Origin of the sequence: Mesorhizobium sp. C416B (assembly GCF_030323165.1) — a bacterium.
In the GTDB taxonomy this organism is placed as follows: Bacteria; Pseudomonadota; Alphaproteobacteria; order Rhizobiales; family Rhizobiaceae; genus Mesorhizobium.
The window spans coordinates 2,329,136-2,354,415 of record NZ_CP100471.1 but is presented as its reverse complement, the minus strand read 5'-3'; the positions used below and the strand labels follow the sequence as shown (position 1 = coordinate 2,354,415).

The 25,280-nt window shown below is 58.1% G+C and carries 17 protein-coding genes and 4 pseudogenes; 9 read left to right on the top strand and 12 right to left on the bottom strand.

All coding sequences use genetic code 11. The features are described from left to right. Positions 1 to 136: 136 nt before the first annotated feature. Complete coding sequence (locus tag NLY43_RS11650) at positions 137 to 883, bottom strand: hypothetical protein (RefSeq protein ID WP_023692428.1); 747 nt, start codon at positions 881 to 883, stop codon at positions 137 to 139. A 319-nt stretch (positions 884 to 1,202) separates the two neighbouring features. Between NLY43_RS11650 and NLY43_RS32735 the strand changes: the two are divergent. Further along, a pseudogene (locus NLY43_RS32735) lies at positions 1,203 to 1,433 on the top strand (hypothetical protein); the annotation flags it as partial. 185 nt (positions 1,434 to 1,618) lie between these two features. Next, a pseudogene (locus tag NLY43_RS11645) lies at positions 1,619 to 2,210 on the top strand (tyrosine-type recombinase/integrase). Positions 2,211 to 2,272: 62 nt separating this feature from the next. Here NLY43_RS11645 and NLY43_RS11640 read toward each other — a convergent pair. Then, positions 2,273 to 3,400, bottom strand: a pseudogene (locus tag NLY43_RS11640) (IS30 family transposase). Positions 3,401 to 3,629: 229 nt separating this feature from the next. Here NLY43_RS11640 and NLY43_RS11635 point away from each other — a divergent pair. Continuing rightward, entirely contained in the window at positions 3,630 to 4,142 is a 513-nt protein-coding gene (locus NLY43_RS11635) for a hypothetical protein (RefSeq protein ID WP_023829574.1), read from the top strand. A gap of 129 nt (positions 4,143 to 4,271) precedes the next feature. On the opposite strand, the gene NLY43_RS11630 is transcribed toward NLY43_RS11635, so the two are convergent. Together NLY43_RS11630 and NLY43_RS11625 are read right to left on the bottom strand one after the other, a co-directional pair. After that, complete coding sequence (locus tag NLY43_RS11630; protein WP_023692425.1) at positions 4,272 to 5,162, bottom strand: LysR substrate-binding domain-containing protein; 891 nt, start codon at positions 5,160 to 5,162, stop codon at positions 4,272 to 4,274. 677 nt (positions 5,163 to 5,839) lie between these two features. Next, on the bottom strand, positions 5,840 to 6,118 hold the full coding sequence (locus NLY43_RS11625) for a DUF1127 domain-containing protein (protein ID WP_023697496.1): 279 nt from the start codon (positions 6,116 to 6,118) through the stop codon (positions 5,840 to 5,842). A gap of 152 nt (positions 6,119 to 6,270) precedes the next feature. Here NLY43_RS11625 and NLY43_RS11620 point away from each other — a divergent pair, with 152 nt between their 5' ends. Next, on the top strand, positions 6,271 to 6,717 hold the full coding sequence (locus tag NLY43_RS11620; protein ID WP_081730871.1) for a winged helix-turn-helix transcriptional regulator: 447 nt from the start codon (positions 6,271 to 6,273) through the stop codon (positions 6,715 to 6,717). Between the two features lie 379 nt (positions 6,718 to 7,096). On the opposite strand, the gene NLY43_RS11615 is transcribed toward NLY43_RS11620, so the two are convergent. The 3 genes from NLY43_RS11615 to NLY43_RS11605 all read right to left on the bottom strand — a co-directional run bounded on the left by NLY43_RS11615 (position 7,097) and on the right by NLY43_RS11605 (position 10,241). Beyond that, positions 7,097 to 7,324 carry a DUF982 domain-containing protein gene (locus NLY43_RS11615; protein ID WP_245263944.1) on the bottom strand — a complete coding sequence of 76 codons (228 nt, stop codon included), beginning with the start codon at positions 7,322 to 7,324 and terminating at the stop codon, positions 7,097 to 7,099. A 172-nt stretch (positions 7,325 to 7,496) separates the two neighbouring features. After that, positions 7,497 to 7,685, bottom strand: a complete 189-nt coding sequence (locus tag NLY43_RS11610) for a hypothetical protein (protein WP_023692422.1) — start codon at positions 7,683 to 7,685, stop codon at positions 7,497 to 7,499. A 1,092-nt stretch (positions 7,686 to 8,777) separates the two neighbouring features. Then, the gene (locus NLY43_RS11605; protein ID WP_023692420.1) at positions 8,778 to 10,241 is read right to left on the bottom strand and encodes a tyrosinase family protein; all 1,464 of its coding nucleotides are present in this window, start codon (positions 10,239 to 10,241) and stop codon (positions 8,778 to 8,780) included. 797 nt (positions 10,242 to 11,038) lie between these two features. On the opposite strand from NLY43_RS11605, the gene NLY43_RS11600 reads away from it, so the two are divergent. Both NLY43_RS11600 and NLY43_RS11595 read left to right on the top strand, forming a co-directional pair. After that, entirely contained in the window at positions 11,039 to 11,818 is a 780-nt protein-coding gene (locus NLY43_RS11600) for a uracil-DNA glycosylase family protein (protein ID WP_198025473.1), read from the top strand. Between the two features lie 18 nt (positions 11,819 to 11,836). Beyond that, entirely contained in the window at positions 11,837 to 13,474 is a 1,638-nt protein-coding gene (locus NLY43_RS11595) for an amidohydrolase family protein (RefSeq protein ID WP_023692418.1), read from the top strand. A gap of 142 nt (positions 13,475 to 13,616) precedes the next feature. Here the strand turns inward: NLY43_RS11595 and NLY43_RS11590 are convergent, their stop codons facing one another. The 4 genes from NLY43_RS11590 to NLY43_RS11575 are packed head-to-tail and all read right to left on the bottom strand — an operon-like array spanning position 13,617 to position 17,344. Next, positions 13,617 to 14,672, bottom strand: a complete 1,056-nt coding sequence (locus NLY43_RS11590; protein ID WP_031196685.1) for a ferritin-like domain-containing protein — start codon at positions 14,670 to 14,672, stop codon at positions 13,617 to 13,619. After that, a complete protein-coding gene (locus tag NLY43_RS11585) occupies positions 14,672 to 16,288 on the bottom strand; it encodes a GMC oxidoreductase (RefSeq protein ID WP_023711799.1) in 1,617 nt (538 codons plus the stop codon). The genes NLY43_RS11590 and NLY43_RS11585 overlap by 1 nt, the downstream gene beginning before the upstream one ends. A 3-nt stretch (positions 16,289 to 16,291) precedes the next feature. Continuing rightward, a complete protein-coding gene (locus NLY43_RS11580) occupies positions 16,292 to 16,759 on the bottom strand; it encodes a hypothetical protein (protein ID WP_023692415.1) in 468 nt (155 codons plus the stop codon). A 21-nt stretch (positions 16,760 to 16,780) separates the two neighbouring features. Then, on the bottom strand, positions 16,781 to 17,344 hold the full coding sequence (locus NLY43_RS11575) for a hypothetical protein (RefSeq protein WP_023692414.1): 564 nt from the start codon (positions 17,342 to 17,344) through the stop codon (positions 16,781 to 16,783). Positions 17,345 to 17,752: 408 nt separating this feature from the next. Here NLY43_RS11575 and NLY43_RS11570 point away from each other — a divergent pair. Further along, a pseudogene (locus NLY43_RS11570) lies at positions 17,753 to 18,487 on the top strand (helix-turn-helix domain-containing protein); the annotation flags it as partial. A gap of 671 nt (positions 18,488 to 19,158) precedes the next feature. After that, positions 19,159 to 20,790 carry a tetratricopeptide repeat protein gene (locus tag NLY43_RS11565; RefSeq protein WP_023692413.1) on the top strand — a complete coding sequence of 544 codons (1,632 nt, stop codon included), beginning with the start codon at positions 19,159 to 19,161 and terminating at the stop codon, positions 20,788 to 20,790. Between the two features lie 634 nt (positions 20,791 to 21,424). Here NLY43_RS11565 and NLY43_RS11560 read toward each other — a convergent pair. Beyond that, positions 21,425 to 23,095: a caspase family protein gene (locus tag NLY43_RS11560; RefSeq protein WP_023692411.1), complete on the bottom strand. Its 1,671-nt coding sequence runs from the start codon at positions 23,093 to 23,095 to the stop codon at positions 21,425 to 21,427. Positions 23,096 to 23,319: 224 nt separating this feature from the next. Between NLY43_RS11560 and NLY43_RS11555 the strand changes: the two genes are divergently transcribed. Then, the gene (locus tag NLY43_RS11555) at positions 23,320 to 25,269 is read left to right on the top strand and encodes a CHASE2 domain-containing protein (RefSeq protein ID WP_023713199.1); all 1,950 of its coding nucleotides are present in this window, start codon (positions 23,320 to 23,322) and stop codon (positions 25,267 to 25,269) included. The last annotated feature ends 11 nt before the right edge of the window (positions 25,270 to 25,280 follow it).

Genomic DNA, 25,280 nt, shown 5'->3' with positions numbered 1-25,280 from the left:
ACCGGCAGCGCGGCGAAATCCGAACCGATGCCGTTGGGATAACCGAAAAAATCGTGATCGGGATGTCCCAAGACCCTTCGACGCTAATATGCGAAGGTAAGCCCCACCGAATGGACACTTCAACGGCTCGATCCTATCAGCAGCCATCGAGTGCCTTTATGCCTTCGATGTAGTCCTTGCCGCCCTCATTCACTGTCCTCACTTCGGCGCGGCCAGTGCATGTCGTCGCACCCTTCCTGAACGCATAGCTGACGAAGAACAAGTCTTCTGCCTTCGCTTGTATGCCGAGAAGCTTAAGGGGCGCCTGCATCCCTCCGTAGAAGCCACTCAGCGCGGCTGCTGAGAGAGGACCCTTGGTGCTCTTTTCTGGAACTACAAACCGCGCCGCCTCCTTGCCGTCCCCAGTGCCGAGGGCCAGATAAAACGCCCGCACGACAGTCGCGGCAGTGCCATATTGTTCAGTGATGTCCTCTTCAGGCGCGATGCTCCCGACAACGGCCATGAGCGGGGCTCGGTGATTTGCGTTATTTGCAGCCCATCGATCAACGACGCCGACAGTCACGCGGCGTCCGATCAACGATGCCATGGCGCTTTCCATACCGCCCACCGGCACGACGTGAACCTCGCGGAAACTGGATGCGGGATCAGCAAAGTCCGCGCCCTCAAGGCAGATGTCGGCATCCAGTTCCAGTAGGTAAGTCGGCTCGGGCTGATCTCCTGCCTGCACGTCTTTGTAGTTCGGCGGCCCGGGAAGTATCCGACGATCGAGTTGGCCGCTCAGCTGCGATGGCTGCCCTTTTGAGATGTCGTAGCAGGCGGCCTGCGCTCCGCTGACCGCAACGACACCGTAGAAAACCAATGCGGTTGCCCCAAGATATTTCATAGTTCGCTCCCCACAAAGCCAATGCCATATGGCATTCATTCATGGCGTCGTTCAACCGATACATGACCGAGTGTTTTTAACCCTCGTTCTTTGCAAGATCGTCGCCAAATGCTCGATGCGCATCATAACCTCGCCGCGTGACGGCTGGGTCGGCGAACGTCAGGCAAGAGTCGGGCAGCATGTGCGCGCAGGCACTCTGTTGGTCGCCGTCGTTCCTCGGAGCGTAGGTCGTGGCCAATTTTCAAGGAGACACAGATTGCCGCGTTGTGCATTGGCGGCAGGATTGCAGTATCAGTCGAGCCGTCCCCGGGAGGGACGCATTGAGAGCTTGTCGCCAGCCAGCGGGGCACAGTTTGCACTCCTACCGGCAGACAACTCGGCCGGCAATTTCACCCACATCGTTCAACGCATACCAGTTAAGATTACCTTAGATCAGGGGAAAGCAGGCCTCGATTGCTTGCGACTCGGTATGTCAGCTTTCGTCGCAATGTCACCTGCTAGGCATCCCGGACGACAGAGTGGAACCGCAACGCGCAAATTGATGATCTGAAGTGATGGCCGACGACGGGAGGAGCTCGCCCGCTCCCATGACCAGACACGAACGTCGTCAATGGGACGGCAGCGAAACGTCCGCCTATTCACGACTTCAGCCCAAAAGCTGCCAGTCAGCTGCCGGCCCCGCAACAGTCTAGCGGCGTTTCTCTGGTGGCCAATCATGGCTGCAGGAGAAGCGAAATGGGACACTCGTGCTACGACCTCACCGACTCCGACCGCCGGGCATGGAATGCCGGGAAGAAGGTCGGGACGAAACGACCTCTGAAACCTCGACAGATATGGGCGATACGCTTCTTTCTCGATCGAGAGCTGCGTCTGCGAGACAGAGCGCTCTTCGATTTGGCGATCGACAGCAAGTTGCGCGGCTGCGATCTCGTCAAGATCAAAATCGGCAACCTCGTGGTAGGACCGGAAGTCCGAACTCGCGCGATGGTCATCCAACAGAAAACTGGCCGACCTGTTCAGTTCGAGTTGATGAGCGACGTACGCTCCAGCCTTTCTCGCATGGCTGGAGCGACGCGGCGGAACAGTCGATGATTACGCGTTTCCGAGCAGGATCAATCCAAGGGCTCACATGAGTACAAGGCAGTATGCACGCCTCGTCGACGAATGGGTCGAGGCGATCGGGCTTAGACCAGAGGAATACGGAACCCATTCCCTGCGTCGCACCAAGGCCTCGATTATCTACAAAGCGACGGGAAATCTGCGAGCCATCCAGATTTTAGTCGATGTTGAGGATGCTCTCGAACTTTCCGAGGCAACTGAGGTTTGATCAGGTGCGGCTCCACTTCACGAGTGGAGCCGTGACCAAATTGCGCCGGTGGGTTCAACCGGTCATCGTAACACCTTCTGTAGCCTATCGGCCGGCGTTTCGAAGTCCAGGGTTTTCGGGGTCGCTGATTGAGCTGCAGGGCGACGGCGTTGAGTTGGGCCTGCGAGACATGGGAGAGGTTGGTTTCTCTCGGGAAGTACTGCCTGAGCAGACCGTTGGTATTTTCATTGCTGCCGCGCTGACAGGGACTTCGCGGATCGCAGAAGTAGACCTGTAGATCGGTTGCAACGGTGAAGCTCATGTGCCGAGCCATCTCCTTGCCCTGGTCCCACGTTAGCGAGCGTCGTAACTCTTCGGGCAATGTGCCGATCGTCTGGGCAAGGGCCGCCACGACGGTGGCCGAGTCCCTCCTCGCCACCTTTACAAGCATCGTGAACCGGCTGTGTCGCTCGACAAGGGTGGCGATGTGCGTGTCGTTCGCGCCGGTGAGCAGATCACCCTCCCAATGGCCTGGGATGGCGCGATCCTCAGCCTCGGCGGGGCGCTCGCGGATGGAGATCATATCGAGTATTTGTCCTTGCCCCGTCCGGCTCTGTGCGCCTTTTGCGAGCCGCATCTGTCGTTTGGTACACAGGTGCGCTGATAGTTCCTTCTTGAGCGCCCCTCGCGACTGGATGAATCGACTGCGATAGATCGCTTCATGAGATATCCGCATGCTTGGATCGCCTGGGTACTCTCGCCTCAGCCAGCCCGCTATCTGCTCCGGGGACCATTGCAGCGCTAGCTTTTGCGCCACCTGCCATCGTAGCCGCCCAGAGCTTGCCAGGCGACACTGCTTCGGGCGCAGCGCTCGCACCCAAGCATGCTTGTCGGCCCGGGTTGCACGATACGCTTGTGCACCGCCATTGCGCGAGATAACGCGACATATTGTCGATGGGGATCGCCCGAGACTTCGTGCAATAGCGCGGATCGCAAGACCCGCCGCGATCCCGCGAGAGATCTCTTCGCGTTCCGCCAGCCCGAGCGCCAAGGCCCCTCTACGCCTAGCTGACGGAGCAATGCCGCTGCGTAAGGATACGATCCGCTGAACGCCGGTCTTGTTCCGGCGGTCAAGTGCTCTGACCTCGGTTCCATCGCTCCCAAAGCTCGACCTTCTGCGCTGACGTAAACCAGATCCGTGACGTCACCATGCAACACCTCTTCATCCTCTCAGATTAAAGCGGGTTGCGACGACCGGTTGAACCCGCCGCCTCATTCCGGTCGTTCGCCCACCTTCCGAAAACGGGTCGCCGGCGGTGAACTCAACTCTAACTTGTCGTCAGTAAGTTGTGTTCCGTGCCTCCTGGCCTAAGCGATTGCGTTCTTGCAATATCTCAGCTCAGCTCCGGCGTTAATTTAGATCAATCTAATGGACCCCTAATGAGTGCGCGCTTATCGACGGCCATTAGGATCGGGGAAGCCGCAAAGGCGATCTTCCGAAAAACTCAGAGCTTTCCAAGCCGAGAATTCGGAAAGCATGCAGACCTGAGCGAACGCGAACACGTCGGTGTTGAACCGATGCTTTTGGCGCTTTCTATGGAGCTGGCACTCAAAGCGTGGTTCGTCTTCGACCACGAAAATCCAAAAGTCGTCAAATCGCACAACCTGATAAGGCTGTTTGATCGCCTAAAGCCCGAAAGCCAAGAGAAACTCGACGCGGAGTTCAAAAGGTCAGTGGTCCCGTATCATCCCAATGGTTTCTACATCGAGTACAGCATTCGTCACATTCTGTATCAACACCAAGATGCCTTCACCGACTGGCGCTATCTTCACGAGGCAAAGAAATCGATGATGTTCGATCAGAGTGCTTTTGAGGCAACGCTCGAAATGGTGCTCCGTGAGTTCGAGAAGAGGTATCGGATTGAGCGGGTGAAGCCGCTTTGGCCATCCTGAATGTAGTCAGGATCGGAGGCCCCGATGCGGCCTTGATTGTTTCGAGCGGTAGCTTTGGGACCGGAGCTTTCCTTGCCGGAAGGGCTAACGACCGCAACGAGGCGGGCAGCGGCCTGACCGTCCCGGGCTTCAGGACCACGTGGCCTCGTCCGAAACCCACTTATGGAACGCGGCGATACGAGGGTCGGTCCAGCAATCTTTTCTGCAACACAAATGATAGGCCTCCGTGTCGTCAGAGATCTGCATATCTTTGAACGGCAGCACCAGTTCTCCCTTGGCAATCTCGTCGTGAAGCACAGAGAGGTCTCCGATCGCGACGCCCTGGCCCATGGCCGCGGCACGATAGGCCATATCGGCACTGGGAAAAACCTCACCCGAGTTCACGTCAAGAAGGTTCGGCGCAAATCGCCCAGCCCAAACTTTCCAATCGTGCCGATCAGGCGTCTCGTGCAGCAGGTTATGGTGAACCAGGTCGGCAGGAAACGTTATTGGCACGCCCCTCTCCAGTAGCTTTGGAGAGCAAACTGGGGTGCCGAACGATTGCAACACCAACACCGCCTCGATATCTTTCGGCCGATTTGGATAACCGCAGTCAAAGGCGAGATCGAACTCACCTCCGAAGAAAATTTCCCAGTCAAAAGGAGCGGTCGTTACCCGAATACCGATTGCAGGCCATTGCTGCTTGAAACGGTCAAGCCGCGGGAGCAGCCACCGAATGGAGAAGGTGGGCGGGCAGATAACCTTCAGATGCCGAGGCTGGCGTTGCACGTCTTGAGCTCCCGCGGCAATGCTTTCGAACGCGGCCGCCAGGATCGGTTGAAAATTGCGCCCCGCATCGGTCAAAACCAACCGGCGCGGCAATCGTCGAAACAATTCCACTTGCAATGCTGTTTCCAACAGCTTGACGTGCCTGCTGATCGCTCCTTCGGTCACGCATAGCTCCTCAGCCGCGCGCGCAAAGCTTTCGTGGCGCGCGGCTGCTTCAAAGGCCCGAAGCGCATTGAGTGAAGGGAGACGCATCGACTGTCACTACCTCAGGAATTCTGAGCCTATCCCAGAGAAAGACTGGTTTGTAGCCGGTACGCTGTCTGCCTACGCTGTCATCTGCAAGCGCGAGGTTGGCACGGAGGCCTGACGGTGAGCAACAATCTTCTTGCATCGACGTTTCAGGACTTGTCCCATGAGGTTCGAGCAATCAGAATAGCTCGCTATGTCTCAAGATGGCGGCAACGGCATTTCTACCGCCGTGACCTAGCGCGACTATCGGGGGTAGCGCCGCACATGATCGACGATATTGGATTGACGGAGGACGAAGTGGAGTCTGAACTTGCAAAGCCATTCTGGCGATGATCGGATCCTGACTAGGCCGACCACTTGAAAGCTGGAACCCTTTGTCGAGTGCGCTAAGCTCCCCCTCAGGTCAAGTCACGACGCGCCCACGCCAACCCTGAATGTCCGGCCTTGAAGATTCGCAGACCGAAGCTGCCGGTCAGCTACCGGCTCAAAAAATCTACCGGTCAGCAATGCGCCTTAACTCGACCAGAGAGTTCAATTTTGCAGCGGCCCGAATGGAGACATCGCCGGCGACCACGCCGGACGCCGCGGTTGCGCCTCAAAATCGTTGTTAAAGAATGGCCCCTAATTCGGCTGATCAATTGCCGCCCTCAAGCGGGCTCAGCCCGCGGGGCTTTCCCTTCTCACCAATTTCCCGTCTGGTTCTGCGCTGCACTCTTAAGCGCGAGAGAGGCGGATGTATCGAAACTGTCGGCGCAGGCCGCCTCGACGTCTGCTTTGGTTAAGCCAACGTCGCGCAGAAGGAAGTTGGACAGGTGACCAAGCCCACGCTTTATGTTGCGGCGGGTCCGCCACTCACAGACAAGGGCCAGCAGCCGTTCGAGCGGAGGATCAAAAAAAGTGCGCGGCACGCGCAGTGCGGTCTCGCCTAGTGTCGTTTGCGTAATGTTACGCCAGGTCATGGTAGCCTCCGTTGGGGGATGCACGAATGACGACCACCATCATGGCAGAGGACGGGAAGGGGCCAGCGCACCTTCGGAAGCACTCCGCTTCAGATTGTGAACTGGCCTTAGAGCTCCGCAAGGCCTAACCTGCGGCAAAGGAGCGGTCAGCCATGACGCGACGGCCTTACGGACTGGTCTGCCCGATCTCGCACGCCTGCGAGTTCCTGGAGCCCCGCTGGACGATCCAAATCCTGACCGAACTCTGGAACGGCTCGACCCGCTTCAATGACATTCGCAAGGGGGTGGGCAACGTCTCGTCCGCCCTCTTGTCGAGGCGGCTCAAGGACATGGAAGCGTTGGGCCTGGTCGAGCGCGTCGAGGACGGGGCGACGGGCGCCATCTGCTATTTCCGTACCCAGAAGTCGATAAACCTCAGGGAAGCGCCATGGAAAGCACGTGCAGTAACGGTTGATTCAACCATTGCTGGTATAAGTGTGGGGTGGGTGGCGGCTCCGACAGTTCGGGGTGGAACTCAATGCCGAAGCCGCCTGCGCAGCCAAGGTTGGGGTTTGACCGCGCCGTCCTATTCTGGGACAGCGCGGTCAACGATTCGTTAAAACGCTCCGGAACTAATTAAGCACGCGCTAATTGACTCGCGGTCTCGGGAGTCAGTGCATGCGTGAAGTTCATTCCTCCGATGATGGAGCCGATTTGGCGGGACAAGCCTCCCGAGGGCATTGGACAGCGTCACGTACCGGCCGCCGTCTTCGTCTTCCCTCTTCCTAGAGATCCGCCATTCGTTGGGCGAGTGGGTTGTTCGCATCATAGGGAGGAACGGTGAAACGTATTCCCGAGCATTCGAATATGAAGCAGATGCCGTCGCTTTCGCTGGCGATCAGTCTTCTCGTCTAGGATTGGAAGCTCCCCCGAAGCAAGCAACTTGACGAAATCAGCGAGCGACGCGCCTAGGAGACGGCGGTTCATCATCACGATGGTTTATGGCACTTGTCCGACATGCCGAGCGCCGGACTCCGTCTTGGCCGGCTGCAGCAAGCGCTGGTCGATAGCGGCGGCCTTGAACGCCGCAAATGCTACGGCCGGACTGCAGCTTCCATCCTTGGCCTCCGCAATTAATCGGCACGCATTCCTATAGGCCGCCGCTTCTTTATTTGGCCACTGCCCCAGGAGCGCTTCCTCGGCCTCACAGATAGAGGAAACCGTCATTGATTTCCGGTCTTCCATGCAGAACCAGTGCGATGCCATGCGCGGCTTTGCAAATCCGAAGCCTCCATCCTTGCCGCAGCCGGCATGTTCACATGCATGATTGTCGACGCGTCGTCGTCGCGGAGTGGCCCTGTCATGTATGGCCTCTGCCAAAGACAATGCACGATCAAGGTCATGCGGGATAGTTCGCCAGGCACCATATGGCGGTTAATTCAGCGATGGCCGCCTTTTGGCTGAGAGGTGAGAGGCCGCGCATCTGCTTTCCCATCTTGCTGACAGCGCGATGTATGGCCGGCAGCTCGCGCCTTATCGTGGCGTAGATTTCGGGCTGTTCGGATTCAGTCGCAATCGTCGGTTTCATGGTTTGTCTCCAATTTGCCCGCAGTGAACAAAATAGGAACACGGTAGTCAATCCCTCTTGACTGGACAGGAATATGTTCCTCATTTTTGTTCACTATGGCGCACGATCCGATCGACACTCTGGGAAGGCGACCCGGCACAACATGCTTGTGAAAGCCGAGTGCAGCTGCGGCAACGTCCGCTACTGCCGGTCCGCGGACCTGATGATGGTCTAATGGCGGCGGCGTGGATCCCTTGAAGCTCAATTTCGACTGCAACAGGTGTAAGCCGCAGATCAAAATCACGCTTCTCGAGGTCCATCCCGAGCATCTCCCCAAGAGTCACGCATCGAGTTCCCCGCTCCTCCCAGGAAGATTCCCGGTTCATGTCGTTTATTGCTAGGCGCAGAGGCCTGCACCAACGCTTTGAAGGTCAGCAATGCGCCCAACGTCGGCCGTTAAGATCAGGCTCGCCGTTTCCTCAAAGGAGACGTTCGGCTTGGGCGACATGATCTCCGGGTTTGGCCCAAAGCGGGCCTTGGGTGGCCTTTCAGGCCAAGCTCAGCTTGTCCGCTCAGCCGAACGACGGCGTGGCGCAATGTCAAACGGGCAGTGGCACAGGAGAGCATCGAGGGATCAGCGAGCCCCAAGGGCTTACGGCATGGCTTTGCCTTGGGCGCCACCCACTCCGGATTTCCCCTCAATCTGCTCCAGCCTAGTCACCCGCGGCGACGGACATCGCCAATTCCGGTGTGCCGTTGAAGGTCGGCATGGCTCCGACCGCCGATAAGACCGTCGCGATGTTCATGCGCTACATCCACAACGAAGACGACCCGGTCCCGTCGCCGATCGATTGTGACGTCCAACGCGCCGGCAATCATCGTGCCCGCGCCGGAGGCTGCCGAAGCCGCGCCGAGCAAAGGCCGGCGTGGCCTGTCAGCACGGAGACGGCGGCATGAAAGCCCCAAACCCATAGCCACACGTCGGGTATGGTCCGACGCGATGGCCGACCGCACAATCGCGCTCGGTCGCCCCAACATTTCGAACGGGCCGGCAATGTCCAAAAGATTGACGCCTTCATAATCAGGAATTCCAAGTTTCGTTGGAGGCCCTTCCTACTCGGCGACGAGCAATTCCCGGATATTGATCGTTGGATTTCCGACTTCGCTTAGGGCCAGCACACGGTCCTTGCCTTTCGCGCCAAGCACCTCGATGCGTACCTCGAGCTTCTTGCCGGCCACGTCCGAACGATTGGCCCTCAGATCGACGTTAACGGTCTCGCGTTTCACACAGCTTGGGCATTTTTTGGGTTCGGTCCCTTGAAAAAAGGCGTGCCGCGCAACTCTCTTGCCGTCCGCAAGGAGTTGGACTTCAAAACTGCCGGATATGGCCAGGCGTGCTATGTTTTTCACGCGAATGGAGAGCCTGGCCTTGCGCGGGATGCTGAACGACTGATCGGCCGAGATATTGCCTCGCGCAACCCTGGCCAAGGCGCTGAACAGCGACGCCGCCGGATCCTCATAGGCGTACTGCGACGCGTCGATCGCCTGAGCGGCTGTTTCCGTGAACGGTTTCAGTTCGTTAAAGGGAGCTACATCCAGCCAATCCATGTCCGGGATGCTGAGCGTCTTGCGAAAGTCTTCAAGCGACACGGCTTGGTGGCGCTGCTGCCATGCCCACCACATGCGCTCCCAGTTGCAATGGAAGAGCCAGAAAATCGGATCGAAGGCCGCAATATCGGGTGTTTGCATCGCAGGACCGCACGACACGTGCCCGTCGTCGTGCGCTTGCTCGATCTGCTGGGTAAAGCTTTCAAACGTCGGGGAATCTAGCGCGCCCTTTATGGTCCCCTCGACATCGCGATCGACCATCTCGGCATGGATTTTCTTGGCGGAGTGCCGTTTTGTCGCCGTGCCGGCGGGGTACTGTGGCGCAGCGTCGCGTTGCAAAGTGTAGCTGTCGAACGGCGGCTGAAACATCCACGCTGGCGGCTGACGGACGACGTTCCAATAGGGCAGCTTGATATCCTCGCACTTTGGAACCGACTGGAGACCCGCCTCGAAGCGGTCGATGAAAATGCGGTGCCAGGGATTGTATCGCTCTTCATGATGAAGGCAGTTTACCGGTGTCGGAAACCAATGAATATCAGCGAGCGCAAAATAGCTCTGCGGATGGTCTGGCGAACGCTCCATGATCGTCCGAAAGGCTAGTGCGAGTCTTTCAACTTCTTCCTTCGACATGTTCTCGGCATCGCGTCGGAACGCCCCGCGGGCGGTTGCCGCCAAACTGGACATTGTCTTCAGGACCTTCGCTGGCGCGTTTCCCATCGGAAATCCGCCACTGATCCAGTTCTTGAACGTTTTAACGCGGTTCTGCGACCAACGCCTTTCCGGTTCCGGAGGCATCGATCCGGATTTGGTCTGGGAGTAGATTGAGGTGGCGTTTGCCTTTACCCCGTCGTAGGTAGCGAGATCGACGCCACGCGGCGCCATATGATCCACATCTATGGCTTCAAAGAAAAATTTGATGTGTTCCAGGAAAGTTGGATTGTCGACAACTTTGTCCTCACTGTCCGGCATAGTGCATCCCCCATTTTAGAACTCACAATCAAGCGGCCAGCCCGCGGATTGACACTGTCCGATGCAACTGCCTTGTCGATTTTGGCAGCATTGGATTCCGCAGGACAGGCTTCTAGGCTGCCGATTGCTGGATATTGCCCTCCAGGGCCACTTGCGCTAGCAACGCATGAGGCACAAAGCCAAATCAAAGCCGCAAACGCAGCCGTGGTGCGAACCTCACGCATCACGGTCGCCTCTCAATTAAAAGAAATACAAACAATCCCTCCTGCGTTATTTTGCACGACTTACAAGGATTTGCAATAGCCTTGTTAAGTATAGATGGTTAAACTGTATTTTACATAATTGGCGTCTGCTGTCGTGGAGACGCATGGGAGGATAAACACCGCCAAAGGGGGCATCCACCTCGGGTAAGATGTGGCCATGGGGCAACGTCCGCTTCGGTGGAGTCGTTCCGAATAACGTCTCTGGTAGCCCTGCTGCTGTGAACCAGCCCGAGCGGAAGGGCACGCCGCTCGGCTGTTCCGAGATCGCGTCTTAGATGCCAAATGTTACGATCAACGGGCAATGGTCCGCGATTCCCAGCAGTGGCTCAGGGTTGTCTTTATTCGGTACATTGCCGATATTCTTGCAGTCCGCCTGCCAGTTGGCTGTCGCGATCGGGACAGATGAGAGCATATAGGTGGCGGACGATTTCCGCGGACGTGCTCTGGCGCATTAGGGAGCCTGATCTGAGCTTGCGCCTGTGGACCAGATGGCACTATTTCTATTGCGCAGTATCCAACTATGCGAGGCGTCGCTTGAGTGTAGAATTCGATCACGGACCACCTGATCCATTTGCGCAACACTTTGCAGCGATGCCGGACTACGCGCCCTTCAAGCAATTCTTCTGGTACGATTGGGGGCCGGTGTTCTACCGCGGCCGGCTCGATGGGTCGGCACGGGTGCTGTGCATCGCGTCTGATCCGGGTGCGACCGAGAGGCTGGTCGGACGGACGCTGGTCGGCGACGCCGGACAGCGCGTTCAGGGATTCCTCGCCAAACTCGGTCTCACTAGATCCTATCTCTGTCTCAATGCCTATGCGCTGGCGCTGATACCGAGCCAAGCCGCTGGCGGCGACGATGTGCTCGATGCGCCTGACCACAAGGCATGGCGGAACGCGCTCTACGACATGGCGAAGACGGCCAGGGTGCAGGCGATCATCGGGTTTGGAGTGCAGGCGCAGCAGGCGGTAACCAAATGGCCGGGCAAAGGCACGACTCCGGTGTTCAAGCTGCCGCATCCGAGCAGCCGTGACCCGGCGGCACTGGCCGATGGCTGGCGCGTGGCGATCACGCAATTGCGCGCACTGGTCACGCCGGACGCCGATGGGGATACTACCCTTCCCAATTACGAGGCGCAGGTGGCGGAAGCCGACTACCGGCCCATCCCGAAGCGCGACCTCCCCTATGGTTTGCCGGCATTCGTCGGCGACGATGCGTGGCTCAGGGCGCAGGCTCCGGCAAAGTTTGCGAGCGTCAGCAGGCCGCGGCCGGACGACCGGCATACATTGATCTGGACGGCGCCGAAGACGGTCTGAACCAAAGGAGGGGCGACAATGCAGGCGAGCAAGCGGGCCTATCGCGGGCGTGTGGTGCAGATGGACGCGGCGTTCAGTGTGCTCAAGGACGCGGTGATCTGGATCGAAGGCAACCGGATCAAGGCGGTGCTCGACGCCGCGGCGACGCCACCGCAGGGGTTCGAGCACATGACGCCCATCAACACCGGCGGAACATTCTATCCGGGGCTGATCGAGCTCCACAACCACCTGGGCTACGACATATTGAAGCTTTGGGATGTCCCTAAGCTCTATTGCAATCGCGGCCAGTGGCAAGGCTCGCCTCCCTACCAGGCCGGCGTGAGCGGACCAATGGGCGTGCTGGGCAAGACGCCTGGCGTGGCACCGGCGATTGCCCGCTACACGGAGGCCAAATGCCTAATGGGCGGGACGACTACGTCACAGGGCATCACCCTGTTCAGCGCGCCGGGACTGATGCGACAGTACAGAGGAATAGTTCGGAACGTCGAGGAGAGTCTCGACAGCACACTGCCCGATGCCAAGGCGCGCATCCCGGACTATGCCGCCAAAGACAAAGACAATTTCCTCGGCTACCTGAAGGATTTTCCATGCCTCTTGATGCATCTCAGCGAAGGGATCGATGCGAGCGCGCGCAAGCATTTCCTCGACCTAGAGATTAGTCCCAATGTGTGGGCGATCGCGGCGTCGCTGACCGGAATTCATTGCAACGCGCTGACGCGGAAGGATTTCGACCGGTTGGCCGCAGTGCGCGCAGGTATGGTGTGGTCGCCGCTGTCAAACTTCATGCTCTATGGCCAGACGGCCGACATTAAGTCAGCGCGCGCGGCGGGCGTGCGGATCGGGCTTGGCTCGGATTGGTCGCCGAGCGGTAGCAAGAATTTGCTACACGAGTTGAAGGTGGTACGGGTGGTTAACTCGGTACAGGCGCTCGGGTTTTCCGATCGCGATATCGTCGCGATGGCGACCATTGTGGCGGCGGGCCTATTGCGGTGGGACCGCTATCTCGGCTCGATCGAAGCCGGGAAATATGCCGATCTGGTGTTGGTTAGGGGCAAGGCCGGCGATGCCTATGAGCATCTGCTGAAGGCGGACGAGACCAGAATCGACCTCGTCGTGATCGACGGCTTGCCTCGCTATGCGATCAAGAAACTGACGGCGGGGTTTTCAGGAACAGGGGAGGTGATCAGTTTTGCGGGTGAGACGCGTTATCTCAATCTCGACGATGCCAACGCCGACGAGATCGTCGCGGGACTGTCGCTGAAGGTCGCCACCAAGACGTTGAGTAATGCGATGAAGAACTTGCCGACGTTGGCAAAGAAGCAGGCCAAGTTGCCACCGTCGCCACTGATGACGATGGCAATGGACGGCGCGCGACGGAGGGTGTTCGGACAGGGTCCGACCCCGCGGGCCGACTGGACTCTCGTTCTGGACCAAGACGAGCCGCCGGACGAGAACTTGCGCCCACGCTTCGACAGCGAGGCGCCGCTGCCCGGAACGATCCGGATGTCCGCGATGCCGACGGCCACAAAGGCGCCAGCGGTTTTGAAGCCGCTGGAACTCGATGAACTGACCGTCACGGGCGATCCCGGCTATTATCCAGCGCTTGCGGGCCAGCGCAACATTCCTCAGGCGATCAAGGACGGGTTACAGCCTTAAAGTGGGGACGAGGGGAGAACTGAAATTTCAGGCCGTTTATTGAATAAGGGGCTCTTCGGTCCGGCTAGGGTCTCCGAGCGTCCGCCTTGCAAACGTAGCGGTCCTGTATCCCAATCTCTGTCTTTTTCTTCGCGGCTCAGTTTTAGTCAATCCACTCGAACGTCGGGCAGGCCGTCTCCCCACTAGTCGAGTCGGCGATCGGAGCCTCCATGAGATCGCGTGCGATCGACGTCATTTCGTGCATACCGTTCATGATCGCGGTGTAGAGCGCATTGGGCGTGCCGTTGATCGCTTCGCCGAGTTGCCGCAGCATCATGGTGTATCGGTTGTTGAAGGCGTCGTTCAGCGCCGCTATTCTGGAACCCTTGGGATAATCCGTTGTCCGGGCATTCTGTTTTATCGGATACACCGCAGTATAGTCGACAGGCATCGCGATGCCTGTCGGCGGTTTGCCGGGGTTGTCAGTCTTTGAAAAGTGCCGTTCGAAGAAGATTTCGCTGAAGCGGTAGTAGTGACCCATATCGAGCGGGTGGTCGACGCTAGCCGCGAGCCTATCCTGGGTCCAAGGCCACGCGCCTTCACCTTGGTCCACCACCGTCCTCAGGGCGGCCTTTGCGCTTTCAAGGTCGGTCACAATCCTTATTGTTCCACCACCTCCCCAGAAAAAATCGCTCTCGAGTTGGTGGCTGGGATCGCCGCTAAACAGCTTGCCTGGAAGCGCGGCATCGAGTTCCTCCAACAGAGAGACGATCTCACCATAGAACTCCCCAATGGTGGGTGCGGGGACATCTATCACGTCGTGCAACCATGCCGTCTTGGTAACAGGTTGCTGTGGCTGCTCGATCTTCATGAAAGTAACCATCGATGCCTTGGAAAATCGCTCCAGGTTGATTGGAAACGTCCGGTCAGCGAAGGGTCGGCCCTCAAACGTCATCGTTAGAGGGTATCTCGGACAGTTCGACTTTCCGACGAACGGACGACCGCCGACAGCATTCATGACATTTGCGACCAGGGCCAAATGAAGCATCTCTTCCATCGCGACACCACGGATGAGGTCCGCCGCTACCCGGTTAGAACTTCGTTTAATGCTGAGAAGGGCCACGAGGTATGGGGGCAGGGTTGCCCACTCCAGTTCCAAGGCCAGTTGCAGTCGAGCCAGCAGCGTTCGGTGCTTCTCCTCTCTTTCAGCTTCGTTCACTAGACGCCGCCTCCCGCGTTCAAATGATCCCCGAGCCTGATAGCCAGAGCCGTGAGCGTCAGGGTCGGATTTATTGCGCCGATGTTTGGGAATACAGCATTCGAGATCACATATAGATTGTCGATCCCATGAACTCTCAGATCGGCATCGACCACGCCATCTTGCTCCCTCGAACTCATCCTACAGACGGAGGCAGCGTGATCTGCGCGCCATGACAATGATTTCGTCCCCGTGGGGGGTGCATCCATAGCTTTTAGTATTTCGCCGACCTGCGCTTCGACATCCTTCATTCGTTGGTCAAAGTCAGGGTCTTTGGTGTACTCTACTTGGGTCATTGGTATCCCGACCCGGTTGTACTTGACCTTGCCGTTCGCTTCCTTGGCGACAGTTACCCGATTATAGTGGCGTCCAAAGACCTCGATCATTCCGTGGATTTGAACGCCATTTCGACCTGTGAGCGCCGCGTCGATCTCGGCGCGAGATTGACCCTTCTGAAGGCTATCGGCAAGTCGAAATCCGACGGCGTCTGGGGGTGAGACGAGCACGTATTTTCCGGCAGCTTGCTGGGGTTCGCTGTCAAAGTGCCGCGACACGAGGGTTGGAAAATCCATCTCGGCCTGGAGACGAAGCGGATTGGCAGGCAACAGCCCTTCGAAAGTAAAGTAAGGATGCGTAACGAGATACCGACCCACCAGATCATGGTTATTGCCAAGCCCATTTCGCCAATCATCTGAAACAGAGCGCTGGAGCAGCTTGGCAGACTCGATGGTGCCGGCGGCGACAATCACCCGATCGGCCTCAACATCTTGAGAGGCTCCGGTCTCGCGATCCCAAAATGTTACACCTTTGACCCTACGCTTTCCGTCTGTGATGATGCGATCGACGATGGCGCCGAGCCGCACCGACAGGCCAGGCCAATCGTTCCACTCGATGAAATCATCGAGGTAGTTGCAAGCAGCGTAGCGCGCACCGAAAGGACAATATTTGCAGGTTCCGGTTGTTTGGCACGGAGCATGCCTCGACGGTTCACCCGATACGCCGCGCCTGGCTATCGGCAAATGGCCAAAATCGAAATCAAGCTTCTTGAGTCCATCCGCGATCGGGCGATCCATCAACGTGAAAGGAAACTCGCGAAACGGGTAGTCGCGACTGCGCTTGAGCAGAGGATCGCGAGAATCCCCCGATACTGCCAAATGGTGTTCGGCACGGCAGTAGAATGGTTCAAGCTCATCGTAGTCGAAGGGCCAGTCGATGCCTTCGCCGGTATTCGACCTCAAATGGAAGTCTTCAGGCTTCAGCCGGAACGCCCAGCCACCCCAATGCAGGGTCGATCCTCCGTACGCGAAGACTCTGGCACCATTGAGCGGCATGTCCGTGCCACCCGCACTAGTGTTTTCACCTGGAAAATCGCGCTGTGGATATGGCAGATCAGTGTACTGCTCGTACGGCGTCTGGCGGGTCAGCATGTATTGCTCCCACAAGCCAAAATCCTTGGTCTTGACCCGGACGCCGGCCTCAAGAATGAGCACCGACGCTTGCGGGTTATCTGCAAGAAGCCTCTGAGCGACGGCGGTTGCAGCCACACCGGAGCCGACGATGACAGTACCGACTTTCATCGTTTATCGCTCCCGATATGGGGTTGGCTCCCCATCGATATTCGCGCCGCCAAAATAGCCCCGATAATTGATCGCGCCGAAGGACTTGAATCCTCCGAGAGCCAGTCGGAGAGAGATGAATTCATTCACCACGAACCGCTGTACCGCCTCAAGTCGCGTGGCTGGGATCCCCGATTGGACCACTCGCGGCTTCTGGGCAAAGAGGCGTTCGAGAGCTGCCGCCGGTCCAATGTCTGCGGTCAAGCTTTCAAAATATGCCGCACCGTCGACGTAGTAACCCTCATACACGGGATTCAAGTTTGTCCTGTTCTCAAGGAACGTTTCAAAACGAAGTCGATAGCCGGTGGGCTGGTCCTCAAGGGACCAATGCTCACCGATCGCGACGAAAATCGTCCACAATGTCTCTATTGTTTCCCGTGCGAGCGGCTTCAGGGATCTGCTTAATGGGTGCATCGCGCGACGTTGATACATTTGGATGTCCCATCTAAGAGTTTATGTTGGAATGGGTGTCCAGCGAAGATCGTCCTGCAGCCGGCGCCGGTACGGCGTCATAACCTGTGAAGGTGTCTTGCGTACATATGCTTCGGCGTCAGCGTGATCACCACTTTCAATCAGGTCTCTGAAGTGCCTGAGCACAGCAGTGTATTGCGGCACGACGTTGGGACTACCTTTCAGTCCGGGTTTCAGGTTCGTCCACACCACTGCATCAAGGTTGTGGGCCAGGGCCCATGCCGCAATGGTTTGTGCACCTCGCCCATTTGACGCTCCATCTGCTTTCCGCCACCAACCAATTGAATACTGAATGTTCTCTTCTTTTATGTCCTCGCGCGTGGCCAGAGCATCTATTGCGGCGGCCTGACTATCGACCTTCATCAGCGCCCACAAGGATGTCACCGTCTCCGGAACGTTGGCGATCACGAGAGTTATGCGCTTTCGGCCTGATTCACGCGCAAACTCAATTGGTAGTATCGGGCCGTCCTTTTCCCACTCGCCAGACAATGGCAAGTTTCTTGGATCCCAAACCAACGACCCCCAACCCAAGCAAGCGATCTTCATCTGCGTCTCAATGCCGTTCGAAGGCTGAACCCCGACCAAATCCAGAAGCCACCGCCATAGTCGGTACCACACCCCTATCATCAACACTCCCAATCAAAGGGACCAGAATGAATAGGAGTAGTCCTTCTTAGGGAGACAGCAAAGGGCGCGGCGTCCAAAACCGCCACCGACCGCCAAAAGCGGATCACCTGTTGGCATCTTAGGAAAGGCCTATCGCCGTTTGTCCGAGGATGGACGCTACAGTCGTCCCCGAATGGTGGCAATATGGTTGCAATCCTCGCCACCTTGGGAATGGCGCATGCAATCTATCTCCGTAATATATTGATTTTATTGTGCCTTCCCGAGAGATGGGTGACAGTTCATTCCGGAGACATGGGTTACACTTTTGGCCCTTTGCAAGGAGACAAGGTGCCTTGGAAGGAGTGTAACGTCATGGAAGAGCGGCTGAAGTTCGTCGCCCGGCTGCTGGACGGCGAGAAGATGGCGGTGCTTTGCCGGGAGTTCGATATCTCGCGCAAGACCGGTTACAAGATCCTCGCGCGCTACAACGATAGTGGCCTGGAGGGGCTGACGGATCGATCGCGCCGGCCCTATCGCCAGGCCAATCAGCTTTCGTTTCAAATCGAGAAGCTGATTGTGCGCCTCAAGCAAGACAAGCCGACATGGGTTGCGCCGAAGATACGCGAGCGGCTGGCGCGGCTGTACCCCGATGTGCACAGGCCCGCGATCTCGACGGTGCATGCGGTTCTGGATCGGCACGGCATGGTCGAGCACCGCAAGCGGCGGCGCAACAGGGCGACCGGGACAGCGCTTTCAAGCGGCTGTCGCCCCAACGCGCTGTGTTGCGCCGACTACAAGGGCGAGTTCATGCTCGCCGACCGGCGCTATTGCTATCCGCTGACGATCACCGACTTCGCCAGCCGCTATCTCATCGCCAGCGAGGCGCTGTCGACCACCAAGGAAGCCTATGCCTTCACAGTGTTCGAAAGCCTTCTCAAAGAATTCGGCCTGCCCAGCGCGATCCGCACCGACAATGGCGTTCCCTTCGCAAGCCCCAACGCGCTGTTCAACCTCAGTAGGCTGTCGGTCTGGTGGCTGCGCCTGGACATCGACATCAAGCGCATCAAGCCGGGCTGCCCGCAGCACATTCGTGGAAGCTCTTGTACGCCGCCTTCGCGTCCAACTGGAAGTGTTTGTCGCCGATATGTTGGCCAAAGCGGAGCCGGTGGACCATACCGAGCTCCCTGGACAATTTGATCAGATCGCGGATCCTAAGTGGGTCGATGATCCTGGGGCAAACCCATTTGCCTTCCAGTTGGATGGAAGGCTTCGCAAGCTTTCCAGGGAACGTGGATCCGTTCGCATAGCGTCGCTGGAACGAGAACCTCAGTCTCCGGCTCGTTCTGCTTAGCTCACGAACGTCTGAAAAGGGTCGGCAGTGGAACGGCGGCTTGCCGACGCGATTGCCCCGAAAGCTGACGGCCCGCTTCCGGCCCCAGTTCAGACTACGATCCGTGTTTCACATCGCATATTGATAAGCGTCAGCCCTTGAGGCTGATCGGGTAAACTGTCTCAGTCCGGCTTATCGCCCAAAGCCAATTCAGAGATGTCCATCCACATCGCTCCTCGTTGAGGGGAAATCGTTGTCGGTCCGGTCCGAAAACGGCGTCGGGGCGGGGATGGGCGCACCTATCGCGGCTCTTGATGAAGATCGCACGGTGACATCGGGCGGCATCCTGAAGTCGAACTCCCTTCCTTCGGGGGTTTGATGTAGTTTGGGCGGCTAGTCGCCGACAGCCATGGAGTTGGATACGATGACGTACTTCGATCTAGGCACCTTCTCCCGCCGGCTGGACAACACGCTTTCCGAGGCGCAGATGTGGTTCGACCGGGGACTGATCTGGCAATACGGATTTAACCACGAAGAGGCCATTGCCTGTTACGAGCGCGCGCTCGAGGTGGCGCCTTCGAACGTCATGGCGCGGTGGGGAATTGCCCACTGTCTGGGTCCAAACTACAACAAGCTATGGACCTCCTTCGGGCCTGAAGAGCGTATTGTCGCTTTGACGCGGGCGCATGTATTGCTGGCGGAAGCGTGCGATCTGTCTGCAATCGAAGTCGAGCGCGCCTTGCTTGATGCGCTGACATCGCGCTTCCCTACTGATCCAGAGATTGCGGATTATGGCCCTTGGAATGACGATTTCGCTGATGCGATGCGCACAGTGTACGAGAGGTTCCCTGACGATCTGGATGTGACCGCGATCTTCGTCGAGGCACTGATCAACCGCACGCCTTGGGCGCTGTGGGATACTCGGACCGGGCAGCCTTCGGCTGGCACCTCGACGGTGGAAGCGCGCGCGGCTTTGGACCGCGCCTTCACGACCCAGCCAGCAGCCTGGGGACATCCGGGGTTGTTGCATTTCTATATTCATCTGATGGAGATGTCGTCGACGCCAGAAAAAGCCTTGCCGCATGCAGATCGGCTGGTGCGCCTAGTGCCAGACTCTGGGCATCTTGTGCATATGGCGACGCATATTGACGTGCTTTGCGGCGACTACCACAAAGTCGTGGTGCGCAATCGGCAGGCGGCTCAGGTGGATCGTTCATATTTCGCTCATGCAGGCGGTGAGAACTTTTACACTGTCTACCGCATCCACAACCTTCACTTTCAAATCTACGGGGCCATGTTTCTTGGTCGCCCTTCGGATGCCTTCGAGGCCGCGAGGGCACTGGCAGAAAACCTGCCGGAGCCGGTGGTGCGTTACATGCCAGAGATGTTTGAAGCCTTCGCGCCGATGAAGTTGCACGTACTTATCCGCTTTGGCCGCTGGTCCTGCATCCTGGAAGAGGCCTTCCCTGACGATGCTGAGCTCTACTCGTTCAGCACCGTCCTGTTGCATTATGCCCGCACCGTAGCTCTGGCCAATCTCGGTAAAATCCCCCAGGCAGAGGAAAGCGCTAGCCTTTTCGCGGCCGCGCGCGATGCAGTGCAACCCGAGCGCATGCTGTTCAACAACCCATGCGCCGATATCCTCGAGGTTGCCGAAGCGATGATGCTGGGGGAGTTGCACTACAAGTCCGGTCGCGTCCATGAAGGCCTGGACTTCCTGCGGCGTGCGGTCGATCTCGACGACAATTTGCTCTATGATGAGCCATGGGGTTGGATGCAGCCGACGAGACACGCGCTTGGCGCATTGCTGATGGATGCCGGACTATATGGCGAAGCTGAGGCTGTCTATCGCGCGGACCTTGGGCTTGATGCGACGTTGCCGCGTCCTTGCCAACACCCACGCAACGTCTGGAGTCTACACGGCCTGCTTGAATGCCTTAGCCGACGTGGTGGCGCGGTAGAAATCATCGAGGTCCGACAGCAGTTGAATCAGGCTCTGGCGCATGCAGAGGTGCCGATCATGGCATCATGTGCCTGCCGGAGCGCATCGCAATAAGTGGCAAGCATCCGCTCGCCACGTTGCAGCCTCCTCAGCGCCATAAGAGCCAGCATCGAACAGCGTCTCGCACGCGTCCATTGCGCGCGCGAATCCGGCCGTCACTCTGGGGCTCAGTGAAGGGGTGATAGCGAGGCAGAGCTTACCCGCATGGGGCACTGGAGCAGCATCTGGCCTAGCGGATGCTCGAGATCGCGGACCTGCACTGCCACGGTTCGACAAGGACTTCGTGCAGGGCATGTCTGCCCTGCAGCCCCGGGTCATCCGTATGCATGCAACCCGCCTCAACGTCCGCTCAGACGTCGTCTGCCGAATGGCGGCTATCCGCCGAGCTCGCCCCGATAGCGGACCGACGGGTTCCGGCCCCAAACCTGCCAGTCCGCAATGCGCCCAATATCCGTCGTTGAGCAGACCCTAACCGCATCCCAAAAGCGGACATCCGAGCGAACATCCGCAGCCGCACGTTTGCACCAGTTGCCGACATTGACGCCGCTGGCGAACTCCATGAGCTTGACGATACGACCGCCGTTCATGTTTAAGATCGGCTCTTGACTCCTATGTAGCTCTTGCAGTTGCTGGCCTCGTAGCATCGGCCTTTCAACAGAAGTGCGGCCGACGGCCGACTCCGCCCTTTCTACATTCTTTCCATAATAACTTTTCCTGAACACCCGCTGCCAGCTCCGGTCCCTTTAAATCTGCCGGTTCCGTTGTCACCCTTTATGACCCCGCTCAGGGTGTTCCCGCCCGTTCTTCCTTTATATACAAAGGTGCTTTTCATATTGACGGCGCCGCTGCTGGAAATGCTTCCTGTAAATCCGGAGTCAGACGATACTCTGCCATCTCTTATGAAAACGCGTGTTGAGAGTTCTCGCCAATCGCCGCAGTCCGTTGTGGCTCGTCTGACTAATTTCCATGTGCCATTAAAGGCGCTTAGCCCGCTCGTCTGGGGCACACAATGATCGCCCTGCACCCTCATTCCGTCTTCACAAATAAGCGGGCAGATACGAGCTCCGACCGCCCTTAGTCTTTCCAGAAGTTCCGCTGTCGGTTCCAATGATGCAAGCTTGACACCTTGCCTGCCGGCATAGTCTTGAAGTGCTTTGCGGCTGCCCAAGCCCCATTTGCCGTCGGCATGGCCGGCCAGGCACCCCAGGCGAACCAGTTCCACTTGAGTGGCCCGTGTAAGTTCGCCAGCGTCTATGTTGCCTGCCGGTGACTGCGGCAGCGGATTGGGTTGTTCAAGGCTGGCGACTTCCATCGCCTTGGTATTGTCGGTTGCCTTAGCGATGCGCTCCGTCGTTGGCTGTCCCGCCACCTGTTTGGTGGAAGCCTGCCGTTCCGCTTCAAAACGCTTGGCGATACCGTCGATCTTTAGCCTGGCAAGGGCCGCAAAGACGCCCGTCGGAAACTGCTGTAGATACGCCTCGAAGAAGCTCTTGTCGGTTGAGTCCTTGATGGTCGCCCAATAGGCTAGCTCGACCGCGTTGTCTGGCGACGCAGTCTGCGGAAGCGAAGCAGACGCCTGTTTCGGCTCGGCCGTTGCCGCGAGAGGCTTCAAAACGACTTCTCCCGTAAGCGACGAATTTTCCCACGGCACCTGCTTCCCATCCGTGGCGGCCAGCACATCGCGGCGCACATCGACGAGGTCGCGCATGATATCCTGCCCAGGCGTGCCGAGGTGCGAGAGCAGTGCAGTTGTGAACGGAGAGTTCCGGCCCGCCCCGTCTATCGCGACGTTACCTGGTTGCGTTGCGAACGCGATTAGCGACCCGACTCCGCTGCCAAGTCTGGCAAGACCACGCCCTAGGGAACCGGAGCGCGTCCCCATGGAGCGGGAAAGCTTCTCCGCAAACGGATTATCCCGGCAGGCATCGAGGAAGATGAGGTTAACCTTCGTGCTGCGTTCCATCGCCGAAAGTACGAGGTCTATCGGCAGGGCCTCAAAGTCGAGGTCGTTGTAGCTGGACAACTGTGCATCCACGGGCACCATATAGTTGCTGCCATTCACCTGCAGGCCGTGTCCGGCATAGAAAAAAAGCGCCATGTCGGCACCGTCGAGCCTCTCCAAGAAGTTGCGTACTGTGCGTCGCATTCCCGCCAAGTCGAGGTCCTGGTCGCTCACGACCTGAAACCCAAGGCTTTCAAGTTTGGCAGCTATGTCGGAGGAGTCGTTCTTCGGATTGGCTAGTTGGACGGCATGCTGATAGGCAGAATTGCCAATGACCAACGCAACGCGTTTCTCGGCGACTGCCTGTCCCGAAACAGCGGCAAACAATAAAACCAAGAGAATGAAAGCGCTGCGCATGGCGAAACGGCTCCCCAAGGGAACTTGTAGCAGAGGCTAATGCAACCGAAAAGAGCTATGCCCCGGGCTGCGGACGAGTGGCCTGCGACTCTGAGATGGATTGGCGGACACCGTTTCGGTGCTGGGGTCGTGCATTCCAATGCAAACGGGCGACAATTTGCTTGATGCGCCTGAACGGGTATGCTGGCAGCGAGTAGCGCTTCCACTTAGGGGTGTATTTCGGCGTGCGGACACTTGGCCGGATCGTCAGCCTGCGGCGAGGGGGCATCGCCGCATCGCTCGCCTATCTGGTTCTGCTGGGCCTCTGGACCGCTCTCGTGTCACCGCCGTTGGAGAACATCCTGCGCGACGTGATGATGGTCTCGATCTCGCCGTTCACCCATGCTCCACCCAACATCGTCGTGGTCTCAATAACAGAACAGACCCTGGCGAATTTTCCATACCGCTCACCACTGGACCGTGGCTTCTTGGCCGACATGGTGGCCCGGATCGAGTCCGCCCGCCCTCTCGCCATCGGCATCGACCTACTGTTCGACCAGGCAACAGAGCCGGAAAAGGATGCCCGCCTCCAAACTGCCATTGAAACCGCCCGTGTGCCTGTGGTGATCGCCTCGGCTTCGCGGACTGACGGCCTTACCCAAAGACAATCCGACTATCTAAACGCGTTCGCTCCGTCGGCAAAGCGGGGCCTTGCAGCATTGTTGCATGACAATCTCGACGGCGTGGTCCGTGGGGCCTTCCCCGGTCGAGAAGGCGGCGGCGCTTGGATGCCAAGTTTTGTTGCAGTGATCGCAGCATCCACCGGCGTTGGTGGCGGCCACTCGCCGGAGGAGATGGTCTACTACCGCACGGGGAACAGCCTGCCCTTCAGCTTTCCAACCTATCCGGCACAGGCCGTTCCGCTGGCACCGCTCAGCTGGTTCGAGGGGAAATATGTTCTTATCGGTGTAGACCTACAGCAAATAGACCGTCATCCGACACCGTTCGCGTTGTTGAGCGGGGCGAAAATCGGTGTCCTCCCTGGCGTCGCGATCCACGCCCATTCGTTAGCCAGGCTCGTGTCCGGGAATCGGATAACGACCCCTTGGCCTGCAGTGGGCTATGCGCCAATGCTTCTTGTCGGGCTGTTCTGCTTATGGATCGTTTCGCGGCCGATCCCGGTGGTCCTCAAACCTGTCGCGGTCGCTTGTACGGTGCTGCTGGTATGGATCAGTGAGGCGTGGGCGTTCGCGCGGTTCGCAATCCTCGTTCCGATGGTCGCCCCTGCATTGCTTGTGGTCGGCCTGTCGGCGTTCGTTGGGTTCCTGGCTTGGAGACGGGACGCCAAGGCTCGCCAGTTCATTCTGAACGCGTTCTCGAAATATGTCAGTCCGGCCGTTGTTGCAGCGATTGTCAAGGAACCCAACGCTCTCCATCTCGGTGGCGAGAAGCGTGAGCTCACCTGTGTATTCACGGATGTCGAGGGATTTACGTCATTCAGCGAGCAACTCGCGCCAGAGGTGCTCGCAGATGTATTGAACGAATATCTGAACGGGCTCTGCGAGTTATTTGTCGAGCATGGTGCAACCATCGACAAGGTCATCGGCGATGCGGTGGTCGGCTTCTTCGGGGCTCCGGCAGCACAAAATGACCAAGCGGAGCGGGCGGTGTCTCTGGCACTTGCTGTGCAGGACCACGCGCAGCGGCTGCGCGAGAAATCGGCACGACGGGGCCATTCACTCGGATCCACCCGCATAGGTATTCATGGCGGGCCTGCAATCGTCGGCAACTTCGGGGGAAATCGGTTCTTCAACTACACAGCTATTGGAGACACGGTAAACACTGCGGCCCGACTGGAGGGCGCAAACAAGTACATCGGCACGAAAAATTGCATAAGCGCGGAAGTCGCGAAACAAGCAACGCGCTTCTTGCTGCGGCCTGCGGGAGTTCTGCACCTTAAGGGCAAGAACCAAGGCATCGAGGCTTTCGAGGCAATGAGCCGAACGTCAGAAAATACGATACTTTGCGAGGAATACGCAAAGGCGTACGCCCTGCTTGGCACCGACGATAAGCTCGCGACAGCGGCATTTGAGCTGTTGGTCACAAACTATCCACAAGACGCCCTGATCGCTTTTCATCATAGCCGTCTTGCAAGCGGACGCTTCCGAGCAGACATTCATCTTGCCGACAAATAGGGTCATCAATG

Excerpts from the sequence above, each read along its gene's own strand:
- NLY43_RS11630 (WP_023692425.1), bottom strand. The coding sequence starts at position 5,162 with ATGCGTCTCCCTTCACTCAATGCGCTTCGGGCCTTTGAAGCAGCCGCG.
- NLY43_RS11610 (WP_023692422.1), bottom strand. The coding sequence starts at position 7,685 with ATGAAACCGACGATTGCGACTGAATCCGAACAGCCCGAAATCTACGCC.
- NLY43_RS11565 (WP_023692413.1), top strand. The coding sequence starts at position 19,159 with ATGACGTACTTCGATCTAGGCACCTTCTCCCGCCGGCTGGACAACACG.
- NLY43_RS11620 (WP_081730871.1), top strand. The coding sequence starts at position 6,271 with ATGACGCGACGGCCTTACGGACTGGTCTGCCCGATCTCGCACGCCTGC.
- NLY43_RS11585 (WP_023711799.1), bottom strand. The coding sequence starts at position 16,288 with ATGAAAGTCGGTACTGTCATCGTCGGCTCCGGTGTGGCTGCAACCGCC.
- NLY43_RS11560 (WP_023692411.1), bottom strand. The coding sequence starts at position 23,095 with ATGCGCAGCGCTTTCATTCTCTTGGTTTTATTGTTTGCCGCTGTTTCG.
- NLY43_RS11650 (WP_023692428.1), bottom strand. The coding sequence starts at position 883 with ATGAAATATCTTGGGGCAACCGCATTGGTTTTCTACGGTGTCGTTGCG.
- NLY43_RS11605 (WP_023692420.1), bottom strand. The coding sequence starts at position 10,241 with ATGCCGGACAGTGAGGACAAAGTTGTCGACAATCCAACTTTCCTGGAA.
- NLY43_RS11575 (WP_023692414.1), bottom strand. The coding sequence starts at position 17,344 with ATGAAGATCGCTTGCTTGGGTTGGGGGTCGTTGGTTTGGGATCCAAGA.
- NLY43_RS11615 (WP_245263944.1), bottom strand. The coding sequence starts at position 7,324 with ATGACGGTTTCCTCTATCTGTGAGGCCGAGGAAGCGCTCCTGGGGCAG.
- NLY43_RS11580 (WP_023692415.1), bottom strand. The coding sequence starts at position 16,759 with ATGTATCAACGTCGCGCGATGCACCCATTAAGCAGATCCCTGAAGCCG.
- NLY43_RS11595 (WP_023692418.1), top strand. The coding sequence starts at position 11,837 with ATGCAGGCGAGCAAGCGGGCCTATCGCGGGCGTGTGGTGCAGATGGAC.
- NLY43_RS11625 (WP_023697496.1), bottom strand. The coding sequence starts at position 6,118 with ATGACCTGGCGTAACATTACGCAAACGACACTAGGCGAGACCGCACTG.
- NLY43_RS11635 (WP_023829574.1), top strand. The coding sequence starts at position 3,630 with ATGAGTGCGCGCTTATCGACGGCCATTAGGATCGGGGAAGCCGCAAAG.